General features: G+C 41.7%; 14 protein-coding genes, 2 tRNA genes and 1 riboswitch. Of the genes, 5 read left to right on the forward strand and 11 right to left on the reverse strand.

What is annotated here, in order from left to right:
- Positions 1 to 66 precede the first annotated feature (66 nt).
- Genes F0226_RS19885 through F0226_RS19895 form a run of 3 tightly spaced genes read left to right on the forward strand, consistent with a single transcriptional unit; the run spans position 67 to position 2,205 of the window.
- Positions 67 to 957: a DUF692 domain-containing protein gene (locus F0226_RS19885; protein ID WP_171737276.1), complete on the forward strand. Its 891-nt coding sequence runs from the start codon at positions 67 to 69 to the stop codon at positions 955 to 957.
- A complete protein-coding gene (locus F0226_RS19890) occupies positions 954 to 1,751 on the forward strand; it encodes a DNA-binding domain-containing protein (RefSeq protein WP_171737277.1) in 798 nt (265 codons plus the stop codon). The genes F0226_RS19885 and F0226_RS19890 overlap by 4 nt, the downstream gene beginning before the upstream one ends.
- Entirely contained in the window at positions 1,744 to 2,205 is a 462-nt protein-coding gene (locus tag F0226_RS19895; protein ID WP_171737278.1) for a DoxX family protein, read from the forward strand. Before F0226_RS19890 ends, F0226_RS19895 begins: the two co-directional genes overlap by 8 nt.
- A gap of 92 nt (positions 2,206 to 2,297) precedes the next feature.
- Here F0226_RS19895 and F0226_RS19900 read toward each other — a convergent pair whose 3' ends face one another.
- Positions 2,298 to 2,579 (reverse strand): hypothetical protein, encoded by a 282-nt coding sequence (locus F0226_RS19900; protein ID WP_137375531.1) that lies wholly within the window; start codon positions 2,577 to 2,579, stop codon positions 2,298 to 2,300.
- A gap of 105 nt (positions 2,580 to 2,684) precedes the next feature.
- Entirely contained in the window at positions 2,685 to 3,830 is a 1,146-nt protein-coding gene (locus F0226_RS19905) for a multidrug effflux MFS transporter (RefSeq protein WP_216606687.1), read from the reverse strand.
- 156 nt (positions 3,831 to 3,986) lie between these two features.
- Here F0226_RS19905 and F0226_RS19910 point away from each other — a divergent pair, with 156 nt between their 5' ends.
- Complete coding sequence (locus tag F0226_RS19910; RefSeq protein ID WP_171737280.1) at positions 3,987 to 4,928, forward strand: LysR family transcriptional regulator; 942 nt, start codon at positions 3,987 to 3,989, stop codon at positions 4,926 to 4,928.
- A 146-nt stretch (positions 4,929 to 5,074) separates the two neighbouring features.
- The gene (locus tag F0226_RS19915) at positions 5,075 to 6,865 is read left to right on the forward strand and encodes an aminopeptidase P family protein (RefSeq protein ID WP_171737281.1); all 1,791 of its coding nucleotides are present in this window, start codon (positions 5,075 to 5,077) and stop codon (positions 6,863 to 6,865) included.
- A 286-nt stretch (positions 6,866 to 7,151) separates the two neighbouring features.
- Here the strand turns inward: F0226_RS19915 and thiH are convergent, their stop codons facing one another.
- The 9 genes from thiH to F0226_RS19960 all read right to left on the reverse strand — a co-directional run bounded on the left by thiH (position 7,152) and on the right by F0226_RS19960 (position 14,435).
- A complete protein-coding gene (gene thiH, locus F0226_RS19920) occupies positions 7,152 to 8,264 on the reverse strand; it encodes a 2-iminoacetate synthase ThiH (protein ID WP_171737282.1) in 1,113 nt (370 codons plus the stop codon).
- Between the two features lie 8 nt (positions 8,265 to 8,272).
- Positions 8,273 to 9,037, reverse strand: coding sequence for a thiazole synthase (locus tag F0226_RS19925; protein WP_137375535.1), 765 nt, complete (start codon positions 9,035 to 9,037; stop codon positions 8,273 to 8,275).
- Positions 9,038 to 9,039: 2 nt separating this feature from the next.
- On the reverse strand, positions 9,040 to 9,249 hold the full coding sequence (thiS, locus tag F0226_RS19930; RefSeq protein ID WP_137375536.1) for a sulfur carrier protein ThiS: 210 nt from the start codon (positions 9,247 to 9,249) through the stop codon (positions 9,040 to 9,042).
- Positions 9,246 to 10,040, reverse strand: coding sequence for a HesA/MoeB/ThiF family protein (locus F0226_RS19935; RefSeq protein WP_171737283.1), 795 nt, complete (start codon positions 10,038 to 10,040; stop codon positions 9,246 to 9,248). Before F0226_RS19935 ends, thiS begins: the two co-directional genes overlap by 4 nt.
- Entirely contained in the window at positions 10,030 to 11,325 is a 1,296-nt protein-coding gene (locus F0226_RS19940) for a thiamine phosphate synthase (RefSeq protein WP_171737287.1), read from the reverse strand. The genes F0226_RS19935 and F0226_RS19940 overlap by 11 nt, the downstream gene beginning before the upstream one ends.
- Positions 11,325 to 13,274: a phosphomethylpyrimidine synthase ThiC gene (thiC, locus tag F0226_RS19945; protein WP_171737284.1), complete on the reverse strand. Its 1,950-nt coding sequence runs from the start codon at positions 13,272 to 13,274 to the stop codon at positions 11,325 to 11,327. The genes F0226_RS19940 and thiC overlap by 1 nt, the downstream gene beginning before the upstream one ends.
- A 134-nt stretch (positions 13,275 to 13,408) precedes the next feature.
- Positions 13,409 to 13,507, reverse strand: a riboswitch (TPP riboswitch).
- 62 nt (positions 13,508 to 13,569) lie between these two features.
- Positions 13,570 to 13,953 (reverse strand): fluoride efflux transporter CrcB, encoded by a 384-nt coding sequence (gene crcB, locus F0226_RS19950; RefSeq protein ID WP_171737285.1) that lies wholly within the window; start codon positions 13,951 to 13,953, stop codon positions 13,570 to 13,572.
- Between the two features lie 265 nt (positions 13,954 to 14,218).
- Positions 14,219 to 14,295 (reverse strand) — tRNA-Trp (locus F0226_RS19955).
- A gap of 63 nt (positions 14,296 to 14,358) precedes the next feature.
- Positions 14,359 to 14,435, reverse strand: a tRNA-Asp gene (locus tag F0226_RS19960).
- Between the last annotated feature and the right edge of the window lie 21 nt (positions 14,436 to 14,456).

Below are 14,456 nucleotides of genomic sequence, written 5' to 3' on the forward strand. Positions count from 1 at the left end.
ACCAACTCATCGTTTAGTATTTAGGTCTATGGTAGTTATATTCACTGAAGTTAAAGGAGAGCCGCTTTGACACATCCTCTTCACCCAAAAGTTGGCGTAGGGTTAAGAACTCCCCATTTGGATTTTTTTAATCAAAACCCTGAGCAAGTCAGCTGGTTAGAAGTGCACAGTGAAAACTACTTTCAACCAAACTCCCCGCACCGTAATCAACTTAATACCATCAGGCAACATTATGAAATCAGCTGCCACGGGGTGGGCTTATCTTTAGGCTCAGTCGAAAGAGTCAGTCACCATCACCTTTCTTTGTTGAAGCATTTGGTTAATGAAATCGAACCTTTTTTGATTTCTGATCATTTAAGCTGGAGCCAATCCGGTGGGCATCACTTTAATGATTTACTGCCCCTTCCTTATACAGAAGAAGCTCTTGATGTGTTTTGTCGGAACGTCATTGAAGTTCAAGAATACCTTCAACGAACTATCCTGATAGAGAACCCATCTAGCTACCTAAAGTTCAATCACTCAACTATCGCTGAATGGGAATTTTTAGCTGAAGTCCAAAAGCGAACGGAGTGCCGGCTATTACTCGATCTGAACAATGTCCATGTATCAGCGTTTAATCATGGGTTTGATTGCAAAACTTACCTTGAAGGGATTCCAGCAAACGCTGTTGATGAAATTCATTTAGCTGGGTTCACGATTAAACAGCTAGATGAAGGGGAAATCTGGATTGATACTCATAGCAAACCAGTCAGTAAAGAAGTGTGGGATCTTTTTGAAATATGGACCGCACAACATGGCGAAAGACATACGCTTATCGAATGGGACTTAGATTTACCTAAACCTGAAGTGCTACTAGATGAAGCCTTTAAAGCAAGCCAACGACTTAATCAACTTAATGAGTCAAATCAACTAAGTTTCAATAATCAACATACACTTGCAGGGAGAAAAGCATCATGAGCAACTCTCTTGCCGAGGTTCAACAAGAATTTACCCGCGCTTTAAAATATGAAAGTGATGGGGAGCGCTGTGGCATTGTGAGTGACCACTTCTCAGATACACAGCGAATTCAAATCTATCGCAATAATTTTATTATCAGCTTAAGTGAAGTCATGAGTGCTACCTACCCTATGGTTGAAGCACTCGTTGGGGAAGAATGTTTTACTCAATTAGCAAGGCAGTATGTTCTTAGTACTCCTCTCCATTCGGCTGATGTGAGTGAGTATGGTGAAGGATTTAGTGAGACTATCCAGCTTTTCCCAAGTGTTGTCGAAGCCGCCCCTTACCTAAGTGAAGTGGCCCGTTTTGAGTGGTGTTGTGACCAGACCTTTCGCTCTGCACAATGCGAATTAACGCTCAAAACTATCCAACCTTTAACTGAATTAGTTCATGTTGCGCCCGAGCAGCACCATAGTTTAATGCTTCACTTAAAAGATGGAGTGAGCTTATTTGACTCACCTTATGCGCTTTACTCTCTCCAGCAAGCCATTCTTGATAACAAAATAGAACAAGTCGACATTCAGCAAAGTGAAGCTGGTGTCATCACTTTATCAAATACCCCACATACAAATGATGAACAAATTGTGTGTCACTCACTGACAAATGAAGCCTACCAACTCGTCATTGCAATCAATGATGGCAATTCCCTTAGCGAAGTAGAACCACACCTTCTACCACATTTAGATTCAATTATTTCGCTTGGTATCGTGGCAGGATTCTCCGTTAGCGTCCCTAAGGAGAAAAAAGATGAATAGTTCTAAGATAATAAACCTTGTCACTCAATATGATTCATTAATCGGCCGCTTACAGGCACTGTTTGTCCCGCTGTTTTTACTCTTTTGCCGAGTATGGGTTGCCTGGGTCTTTTTCAACTCAGGGCTAACCAAGATTGCTTCGTGGGATAGCACCTTGTATTTATTTGAGCTTGAATATCAGGTGCCTATTATTCCGTGGGAGTTAGCGGCTTACCTAGGCACCGCCGCAGAGCTCATTTTACCTGTGTTTATGGTTCTCGGATTATTAACCAGACCAATGGCAGCCATACTTTTTGTATTCAATATCATTGCTGTCGTTTCTTACCCAGTATTGTGGGAACAAGGTTTTTATGACCACCAACTATGGGGGTTAATGATCTTAATCGTTGTCGTCTGGGGAGCTGGTCCTTTATCTGCTGATAAGCTGATCAAATCCAAAGTTATGAATGAGTAACTCACCATTCCATCTCACCGTAGCAATAAATTTCAGACAAGCTCCATAAAAAAAGCCACTCGATTGAGTGGCTTCTTTAAAATCTAGTTTAACTACTTATTTAGGAATGCTTGCAGCTCTTCTGCCGAAATACCCTGCTCAGCCAATTGCTTTGCTAACAACTGAACTTTCTCGCCTTTACGGGCTTCAATCACACGCTGAAATTGATACACAATATCTCTCAACGTATCGATTGGCACCTGTTTTGCGGCACTGCGAATACGCTCTTCACTTTGATTACCAAGTTCAGCAAGAAGCTTACCAAACATGATTTTTTCAGGAGCATCTTCCATCTGCTCTAAAACACGAGCCATTTCATAAGTTGTTAATGACATTTATTGTAATATCCGTTGTGATTTACACATTTGATCGAACGACAAATATACACCTGTTTCGCCTTCGGTAAAACAGGCTTTCACATATTTACCGTCAAACGGACATTATACTTTAGCCAAAGTCGCATGCCATGTTTTACCTACTTTACTAAGCAGTACAAATAACGCTGGAACAATGATAAGCATGTGCATCGCAATCATAATTGATGGCTCTAAATTCATTCTCTGCATTGTACCCACTAAGAAGCCAGAACCACTCATTTGGAACAAACCAAGAAGTGCTGCTGCAGTACCAGCTCTGTCACCGAATGGTTCAAGTGCTTTGCCTGCTGCTGCACCGAGTATCCAAGCAAAACCAACTGAAGACAAAAAGATAGGTAACATAAACGCAATAGCTGTTGCTTCATTCGCGAGAACTAACATTAGAATGCCAGCAACACCAAGAGTGCTAATACCGACAATTAACGCGCCGTAGCTACCAAACTTATCCATGAATTTAGGGGCAGAGAATGCCGCAATAATATTAATAACCGCATTAATACCAAACCAGAAAGTAAACTCATTCATGCTCATTCCCAATTGTTCCATCAGAACAACAGGCGCAGATGTTACATAAGCCAAAATTACAGCCATAGCCAACATACATAAGCTTGCATGGAAGACAAATGATGGTGTTTTTAATACAGACCAGTAACGTTCAAGTTTGAACACAGCGACCTTTTCTGTTGCTGGATTCGTCTCTTTCATTTTGAAGAATAGGATTGAGCCGACAACCACAGCAAAACCAGCCATAAAACTAAAGTTAGAACGCCAGCCAAACTCTTGAGTTAACCAACTGCCCAGTATTGGAGCAAGTGCTGGGATAAAACAAATAGCACCATTCAAGTAGCTAATCATCTTGCCACTTTTCTCAGGGCCAAAAATATCGCGAACTGTTGCAAAGGCAGCTACAGAAGTCGCACAAGCTCCTAAGCCTTGCAGCAACCGAGCAATCAACATCATATCAATAGACTGAGCTGCCCACGCCAAGCAAGCACTCAATGCATAGATACTGATCCCTCCTAATGCAACAGTTCGACGACCGAGTTTATCTGCCAATGGTCCAGCAAAAAGTTGCCCTACACCCATAGCAAATAAGAACCAAGTAATCGTATCTTGAGCCAATGCATGTTCCACGTGAAACGCCGCTGATATTTGAGGTAACGCTGGCAAGTAAATATCGATAGCTAATGGGCTAAATAGCACTAGCATCGCAAGCAAGGCGACCTGTAATTTACTGTTATTTTGAGGCGTAGTGGTTGACACAAGATTCTCCCGAAATCGTTTAAGTCCGGCGAGAATACGCTAGTACTGATATGAATGAAAATGGCATATACTCATTAGTATTATTCCAAAATGGAAATATGCATGAATCTTGAGAAACTGGCTCGTATCGACCTCAATTTATTAGTGTGCTTGCAGGTTTTACTTGAGGAACTTAGTGTTACTAGAACAGCGCATCGTTTATGCCTAAGCCAGTCGGCAGTTAGTAAGTCACTTGCGAAGCTTCGAGAACAATTTAATGATCCTTTATTTACTCGGAGTGCTCATGGGTTACGCCCAACACCGAAAGCCTTATTTCTAAAACCAAAACTCGAGACACTCATCAATCAACTCGAGGTTTTGACTCAACCAGAAACTTTTACTCCATATAATAGCGACCACAGCTTTCACATTGCAGCAGTCGAGAGTGTTTACCCATTAATATTGCCTCACTTCTTACCCGCAATTTTCCGACAAGCACCTAAAGTAAATATCAATACTCATGCTTGGAGCGAACAAACGTTCAGGAAATTGCAAATGGGTGAATTGGATATTGGCTTAACCGGTAAAGATATAGACATCAATGATGCAAGGTTAACCATGCTTCCCCCAGACGATATCTGTGAGCAAGAAATTTACCGCGATGCTCAAATGTGCGTATTAAGACGTAACCATCCAGCTCTTGAGCATAATTGGGATCTAGCAAACTACTTAGCGCAAAGGCATGTACAAGTAAGGTGTGATGGAAGTGACCGCTGGCTCTTAGATTACAAATTGGCGGATCTTGGTCACCAAAGAGATATTGCCATTTCAGTCCCTGATTTCAACAGCGCTGCGAGTTTGTGTACTTATACGGACTTTGTCTTTACTGCCCCGAGTCACTTTACCGATCTTGTCGCAAAACAATTAGATTTGGTTGTCGTGCCATTACCTATGGAGTTTCCACCAATGGCATATACTTTGTTCTGGCATAGAGACAGAGAAAATGACCCTGCACTGAGTTGGTTGCGAAATATCATCAAAGAAAAAACATTACATCTTAGGTAAAAATAACGCTTAGCATTTGCAGCTTTGGAACAAAAAAGATAGCTTAATGCCCATTCCACCGATTCATATTACGCTGTATAGCGAGTCACAATGCGCTGTACATCGAAGGTGCTAACAAGGACCTCAACAACAAGGATAAGATACCGATGCACACTATCACTGCTGAACGCGTTAACGCGGTTCGAGTTTGGCTTGAGACCAATCAATACGATGCTTTAATTATTCCTCATGAAGATGAATATTTAGGCGAATACGTTCCTGCTCATAACGAGCGTCTTCACTGGTTAACAGGGTTCACTGGCTCAGCCGGTGCAGCAATCATCACTCGTGATACTGCTGCTATTTTTGTTGATGGTCGCTATACCGTTCAAGTTCGTAAACAAGTCCCAGCAGAAGTATTTGAGTATCGCCACCTTATCGAAGAACCCGCTCTAGATTGGGCTATCCAAACTCTTCCAGCAAATAGCAAAATTGCCTTCGACCCAAGAATGCACACTGCAGCTTGGCTAAAAGGCGCTCAAGCAAAACTTGCGGATAAACTTGAACTCGCAACATTAGCTTCAAATCCCATTGATGAGCTTTGGGCTGATCGCCCTGCTCCTGTTGTTTCTGACGTTCGCTTAATGGTGACAGAATCGGTTGGACAATCAAGTACAAGTAAGCGTACAGAAGTAGCAGAACTACTAGCAACCAAAGAAGCAGATGCTGCAGTGCTAACGGAACTTGATTCTATTTGTTGGTTATTGAATATTCGTGGCTTAGATGTATCACGTCTTCCTGTTGTTCTTTCTAATGCAATTATCCATGCCGATCAAAGCGTGGACTTCTTCCTAGATCCTGCTCGTATTCCAGCAGGATTCGAAGAGCACGTTGGACAAGGCATTCGAGTTTCTCATCCAGCCGAACTTCAAAGCTGCTTAGAAAAACTAGCAGGTAAACGGGTATCTGTAGATGCAGGTACAAGTAACGCTTGGTATACGCTAGTGCTTCAGAATGCAGGTGCTGAAATTATTGAAGCAGCTGACCCTTGCTTGATGCCAAAAGCCGCTAAAAACGATGTGGAAATTGCGGGAATGAAAGCGTGTCACGTTCGTGATGGTGCCGCTATGGTTAAATTCTTATCTTGGTTAGATGAAGAAGTAGCTGCAGGTAATCTTCATGATGAAGCAATACTGTCAGACAAACTAGAAGCAATCCGTTTCCAAGACCCAACCATAAAAGATTTAAGCTTCGACACTATCTCTGCTGCTGGCGGTAACGCTGCAATGTGTCACTACAACCATGAGAACCAACCTGAACCAGGTAAACTTGAATTGAATACGCTTTACCTTGTTGATTCAGGCGGTCAGTATTTAGATGGTACAACAGACATCACTCGTACTATCGCAATTGGTCAACCGACGAAAGAAATGATCAAGCAGTTCACTCTAGCTTTGAAAGGTCATATTGGCATAACTCGAGCTCGCTTCCCGCAAGGTACTCGTGGCTACCAAATTGATATTCTTGCTCGTCAGCATTTATGGGCAGAAGGTTTTGATTATGACCATGGAACTGGTCACGGTGTTGGTCACTTCTTAAGTGTGCATGAAGGTCCTCAAAGCATCTCGAAGAAGCTTATCGATGTCCCTCTTGTGAAAGGAATGGTTCTTTCAAATGAACCAGGTTACTACCGAGCAGAAGAGTTTGGTATTCGAATTGAAAACTTAGAGCTAGTTGTAGAACTACCGACTAACGGTGACTTCTCTGTACTTGCTTTTGAATCTTTGACTCGTTGCCCTATCGACAAGCGTAACATCAATGTCGATATGCTAACTCGCCCTGAACTTGCATGGTTAAATGAATACCATCAGAAAGTTTGGAATGACGTAAGCCCGCTTGTTGAAAGTGATACTTTAGAGTGGCTACGCAAATCGACATCACCCGTTGAACATTCATAATCTAGTGAATACCTATTTAATATAGCAAGCAGCACCACTTGATATAGAAATACTTTACTTAATGCTCTTACATTTCATGAGTGGATAAGGTTCTATATTAAAACAGATACAAAAACGGCTACCAATTGGTAGCCGTTTTTATTTGGGTAACAATGTTCCACGTGAAACATTGCAGGTAACCTATTCTTGCTAATAACAGATAACTTAAAGCTCGAAATCTATTACCTGCAATACCAAGCACACAATACCGTTCTAGATTAAGTGGGCTAATCAATAATTAAAGTCGTTAGCCTGAGTAACCGCTATGCCAATCTTTCCACACAGGATCAAAGCCTTTCTGCCTAATCATTGATTCTACTGAAGCGGCACTACGTTCATCGCTTATCTCAAACTGCTCAAGCTCAGTATCTTCTAAAGCATAACCTCCAGGTTGAGTTTTAGAAGCAGCAGACATGCTAGTGATGCCTAATGGTAATACGTTATCTCTGAAGTGAGCGGATTCTCGTGTTGAAAGAGATAGCTCTACCTCTGGGTTCAGCAAGCGATAAGCACAAATCAGCTGAACTAACTGCTTATCTGACATAACAGATTTAGGCTGTAGTCCACCCTCACAAGGCCTAAGTCGAGGGAACGAGATTGAATATCGGGTTTGCCAATAAGTGCGTTCTAAATAGTCTAAATGCGCAGCGACATAAAAGCAGTCTGTTCGCCATTCTTCCAAACCAATAAGAGCACCGATACCAATTTTATCTATGCCAGCTTTGGCAAGCCTATCAGGAGTATCAAGACGGAAGTCAAAGTCAGTCTTATTACCGCGAAGATGATGCTCAGCATAAGTACTAGGGTGATAAGTTTCCTGATATACCATCACTGCATCCAAGCCTAACGTTTTGAGCTCTGCGTATTCATCTTGCTTAAGCGGCTGAACTTCCATCGCTAAGTAGTTAAACTGTTTTTTAATCGTGGGTAGGACTTCTCTGAAATACTTCATCCCTACTTTTGTTTCATGCTCACCCGTGACGAGCAGAACACTGTCAAACTTCATCCCTTTAATCGCAGTAATTTCCGCATTGATCTCATCAAGATTAAGCGTGCGACGTTTAATTCGGTTCTCCATTGAAAAACCACAATAGGTACAAGCATTCGCACATAGATTCGATAGGTATAACGGAATATACAGAGACATCGTATTTCCAAATCGTTGACGCGTAAGTGCCAAAGACTGTTGTGCCATCTGCTCTAAGTAAGGTTCCGCTGCTGGTGAAATCAATGCTTTAAAGTCTTCAAGACTTCGCTTTGGAGAAGCGAGCGCGCGTTCTACATCCTTTGCTGTTTTGCTATAAATTGAAAGTCCAATATCATCCCAATTCAGCTTTTTAAACTGTTCAACAAAACTCATGCTGGTCCTTACTCATTCAAAAATGAGGTCAATGGGCTTGATGCAACAGCATGGGAAACTTGACCCGCTAAGCCAGATTGATATGCCATTCGTCCAGCTTCCACTGCTAACTTAAAAGCAATGGCCATTTCCACGGGGTGATTCGAAGAAGCAATAGCAGTGTTAACCAAAACAGCATCCGCACCCATTTCCATTGCTTTTGCAGCATGTGAAGGTGCACCAATGCCAGCATCAACAATGACTGGTACATTTGCTTGATCAATAATAATTTCGATGAAATCTGAAGACACAACGCCTTTGTTCGAACCAATAGGTGCGCCAAGAGGCATGACTGCTGCGCAGCCTACTTCCTCTAAGCGTTTACATAGAACAGGGTCTGCATGGCAATATGGTAAAACGACAAAACCATCTTTAACCAACTGTTCAGCGGCAGCTAATGTTTCAATAGGATCTGGAAGTAAATACTTAGGGTCTGGGTGAATCTCCAGTTTTAACCAATTCGTACCTAAAGCTTCACGAGCTAAATGAGCAGCAAAAATTGCGTCTTTTGCATTTTTAGCGCCAGATGTGTTGGGAAGAAGATTCACACCGGCATCCAGGATCGGGCGCAATATGTCATCATCTTGGGAGTGTATATCGACTCTCTTTAATGCCATTGTTGCTAACTGAGACCCCGATGCTTTTATCGCTTCAGCCATTACTTGGTTATTTGAAAACTTTCCCGTACCTGTAAACAGGCGTGATTCAAAAACTTTATCCGCTATAGTTAACATGTTTATCCGCCTGCAATCGCTTGAAAAAGAGAAATTGAATCACCGTCATTCATGACCGTTTGTTGCCATTGATTACGAGGAATAACCGTATTATTTATTGCAAAAACACAGCCAAAATCAGGAAGAGATAAAGCTTTAATAATGTCAGCAAGTGACGAATGGCTTTCTACCGTTTCGAATTTCTCGTTTATTTTAATTGTTATTTGGTTCACTCAATAACCTCACTTTCTTTCTCAGATAAGCTTTTTTGTTCGTTGCATACTGGGCAACTTTTATCTTTCTGCATTGACAGGTTCTGCCAATTCATCGTTTTGCCATCAAACAACTTAAGCTCATGGCTAGGTACAATAAAATCACCCGTTGCTAATTTCTGTATCGCGGCAAGTGCTTGAAGGTTACCCATAGTTCCTACAACGGGTCCTACAATTCCAGAATCTGAACAGCGCTGCCCTTCCACATTTTCATCAAATGGAAATAAGCACCGATAGCAACCTGAGACTCTTGAATGCTCAAAATCGAAAACAACAAACTGCCCATTCCAACCTATTGCAGAGGCAGAAATCAGTGGTGTTTGATTCCGAAAGCAAGCGCGATTGATTTGCTGCCTTGAAGGGAAATTATCAGTGCAATCAAGAACGGCATCGGCAAGCATGACTTCTAAGGATAATTGCTGATAATCAGCTTTCTTAGTCAATACTCGAACTTTGGAGTCAGAGTTAAGCTTTTGGATGCGATTAGCCAACGCCTGTGTTTTCGTTTGACCAATATCGTTATCTTGAAAAGCAACTTGTCGCTGCAAGTTAGATGACTCAATTACGTCGTCATCAATCAAAACCAATTTACCAACACCTGAAGCCGCAAGATAAAGTGCTGCAGCGTTACCTAACCCACCACATCCAATCACAAGGACATGGCTCTCTAGTAGTTTTGCTTGCCCACTCTCACCAAATTCAACTAAGGAAATTTGCCTTTGATAGCGAGTGAATTGCTCATCACTCAGCATGACTACTCTCCAAAGATTGTCGAACAAACGTTGGTTTCTGAATTTCTTGGCGAGGGTTTGTATTAATCAAACCATCAAAAAAATTGACGACGTCTTTTGGCGAGTCAGCCAAAGTAATAGCTCGAACCACAGCTAAACTAGATACACCACAATCCCAAACTTCAGGTGCAGTATTTTGATCTATTCCACCAATGGCGACTGTCGGATAACCTAATGTGGTTTGTGAATAAGGAATCGTATCAATCAACTGTTGATATAAACTTAAACGAACGAGACCTTGTGGCTTCGAGGGCATCTGTTTTGTTGTTGTAGGGAAGATATGACCAAGGGCAATATAGCTTGGGTTAATTTGTATGATCCGAAGTAGCTCATAATAGCCATGTGTAGAAAGCCCTAACCTAATTCCAGCCTCACTCAACTGTAATAAGTTTGACTCTTCAATATCTTCCTGACCAAGATGCACTCCAAATGCTTGGTGTTTAAGTGCTAATTCCCAATAGTCATTAATAAAGACTTGAGCTTGATAAAGCCTGCCAAGGCGAATCGACTCTTTAACTTGCTCTTCAAGATCGGTCTGAGTAGGATTTTTTATTCTGAGCTGAATAGTTTTAACACCCAACTTCAACAGCTTTTCAATCCAACTTACGTCGTCTACTACAGGGTAAAGCCCTAAACTGGATTTAATCAGGCTTGGAAAAGTCAGTGGATTGTTCGAGTGCGCCCAACCAACATGTATTCCAAGCCTCCTATCTTCAAGAACAGGAATTGGGAATACGTCGAAACTATTTGGCCATGTTTCACGTGGAACATTAACAGCAGCGTTAGCAATGACCAAAGCATCTTCGATGGGGAAATCTAAAGCGAGTAAAGTAACAAACCAAGATATGTGTCTATAGGTATCTACGTCATCCGGTTTACTAGATGTTTGAATAGCTCGATTACCGTCAAGAGTCGACCATATATCTAGCTTCCTATTCGCATCTTTCAAGCCAACAAAGATATTCTGTTTGCTTGAACTTAGACGAGCTAACAACACATCAAAGGGTATTGTTTGATTGTACTCGAGGAAGAAATCTTCTACTGAGTGATTAAGCTCAAACCCACCGCCATTGAATCCAATGTTAGTGGTGCTATCTTCTGCAACTAAAGAGAAATACGGAGTTGGACTTACGCCCAACTCAACATGATTAATTGCAAAGCCTTGTTGCTTCGCAATTAATAAACAGTGTTGTATTTCTCCCGTTAGCTCAACAATTTGAGTGGGGATTAATATTTTCACTGTGATTACTCCTCTAGCTGAGCCTCTTTATCTGAACCTGCGAGATGATATAACTCAGATCCTGTATCTCTAAACTCTTGAGATTTCTTACGCATACCTTCTAATGGATTATCCAGCATTTTGATTTCAATCGCTTGGTCTGCTGCAACCTGCTTGGAATCTTTCGCATACTCACGAACTTCTTGAGATATCTTCATTGAGCAGAATTTAGGACCACACATTGAACAAAAGTGTGCAACTTTGCCAGACTCTTGAGGTAAGGTTTCATCATGAAACGCTCTCGCTGTATCTGGATCTAAACCTAAGTTAAATTGGTCTTCCCAGCGGAATTCAAAGCGAGCTTTTGATAATGCATTATCACGAATCTGCGCACCTGGGTGACCTTTTGCTAAATCGGCAGCATGTGCAGCAAGCTTATAGGTAATCAAACCTGTCTTCACATCTTCTTTATTTGGTAGCCCTAAATGCTCTTTCGGTGTCACATAGCAAAGCATGGCACAGCCATACCAACCAATCATCGCAGCACCGATACCAGAAGTAATATGGTCGTAGCCAGGGGCAATATCAGTAGTAAGTGGACCTAGCGTATAGAATGGAGCTTCATGACAATGCTCAAGCTGCTCATCCATATTCTCTTTAATAAGGTGCATTGGAACATGACCAGGACCTTCAATGATCACCTGAACATCATATTCCCAAGCTACCTTAGTAAGCTCACCTAATGTTCTTAGCTCAGAGAATTGAGCTTCATCATTGGCATCTGCAATAGAGCCCGGACGTAAACCGTCACCTAGTGAAAGTGCTACGTCATACTTAGCACAGATCTCACAAATTTCACGGAAGTGGGTATATAGGAAGCTTTCTTGGTGGTGAGCAAGACACCATTTCGCAATAATAGAACCGCCACGAGAGACAATGCCAGTCACGCGCTTAGCTGTCATTGGAACATAACGCAGTAGTAAACCAGCGTGAATAGTAAAGTAGTCAACACCTTGCTCTGCTTGTTCAATCAGCGTATCACGCATGACTTCCCAATTAAGGTCTTCAGCAACGCCATTTACTTTTTCAAGAGCTTGGTACATTGGAACGGTACCAATTGGTACAGGGCTGTTACGTAGAATCCACTCGCGAGTTTCGTGAATATTACGACCAGTAGACAGATCCATCACTGTATCGCCACCCCAACGTGTTGACCATACTAGCTTCTCAACTTCCTCTTCAATAGAAGAACTCACCGAAGAATTACCAATATTAGCATTCACTTTCACTAGGAAGTTTCGACCAATTATCATCGGCTCTGATTCAGGGTGGTTAATATTAGATGGGATAATAGCTCGTCCTTCAGCTACTTCTTTTCGGACAAACTCAGGGGTAATTTCTTTAGGCAGGTTAGCACCAAAACTGTGCCCAGGATGTTGATGGTTTAGCTGCTCATCTGCAAACTTCTGACGCCCCATATTTTCACGAATGGCAATGTACTCCATCTCAGGGGTAATGATGCCTTGTCGAGCATAGTGCAACTGCGTGACGCAATTACCTTTAGTGGCACATCTAATACGTGGTAGATTTCCATAACGCAGGTCATCGAGAGTCTCATCCTCTAACCTCTCTTTCGTATACACAGAGCTTACGTCATCAAGTAATTCAGTATCACTTCTTTCCTCTATCCACTTTTCTCTAAGCTTAGGAAGACCGCTATACAGGTCAATATCGTGAGTTGGATCGGTGTAAAACCCTGATGTGTCATAAACTTGAATAGGCTCATTAGGCTCAAGTATAGGAGCATCTTTAGTACCACCGACTAAGCTATCAGCCAAAGAGATTTCACGAACAGGTACTTGGATATCAGGGCGAGAACCTTCAATATAAGTTTTCTTAGAGTTTGGGTAGGGTTGTACTGAAAGTGAATCAATAAATTGTTTCGCTTCCAATCTTGATTGTTTACGACTCGACATAGCATTCTTCCTTGTTTGTTCTTTAAAACAAATAATTATTTTGGATAAAAATGCTTGGCGGATTAGATGCTACAAGAGGGATCACTCGCCTATAATTCAGCTGTGATCTGAGGATAGATTGACTAGAAACTAGTTAGATATCTACTCTTGTTCCCTTCGCAGGTATTAGCCTGATCAGGTTCAACGGATCCCGTATTAACGGTCTCAGCCATATGGCACTCCGACAAGTGATATCGAGTATATAAAATCAACTAAGATAAACCAAGCTGACCTGTTACATTTGTTGTAACTAAAGTTAAGATTTAATTAAAAGCTGGAAGCCAATCCATGCTGCAGAAATACTTAATACAACATTGAGCAAAACGTTTAGACCCATTTTAAAAAAAGCGCCCTGCTGCATCAGTAATACATTATCCATAGAGAATGTTGAAAAAGTGGTTAATGCACCAAGGAAACCTAAACCTATAATCTGCCGCCATGGCTCTGTTGCAAGCATCTCGTTTTCAAATGCAGCGATTAATAAACCCATGATAAACGAACCAATAACATTAACCGTCAGGGTTCCATATGGAAAACCTCGCCCAAATAATGCAACGCAAAGTTCTGATATTAGATAACGTGAGCATGCACCAAATGCACCACCCACAGCGATAAAGCCTAAAATTGATAATTGTCCCATAGCTCCCCCAATAAATTACTTGCTACATTCTAGCTTTTAGCTAAATAAAATCGAGTAAACAACATAAGATTATTCAGATAATTTTAAAAGTTACAGCTGTCACGTTCACTATTATTTATGAATTATAGGCAGTTGTTGATCATAGGAGTTGAACCGAGAGGAGTAATGGAAGAAATTAGATGGGAATTGATGAGGAGGTAGGACTCAAATAATTTATCTCCATATAGCAAAAAAGCTCATACTTTTCAGTATGAGCTTTCTAATATGGCAGGGGTGGAGAGATTCGAACTCCCAACACGCGGATTTGGAATCCGCTGCTCTGCCAATTGGAGCTACACCCCTAAAATTTTTCTAACATAAGTTAGATTCGAAAAAGCCTTGCATGTAGCAAGGCTTTCGAAATAGTGGCGGAGTGGACGGGACTCGAACCCGCGACCCCCGGCGTGACAGGCCGGTATTCTAACCAACTGAACTACCACTCCGCAGTGGTCAACTCACTAAGT

Origin of the sequence: Vibrio sp. 99-70-13A1, assembly GCF_013114625.1 — a bacterium.
Lineage (GTDB): Bacteria > Pseudomonadota > Gammaproteobacteria > Enterobacterales > Vibrionaceae > Vibrio.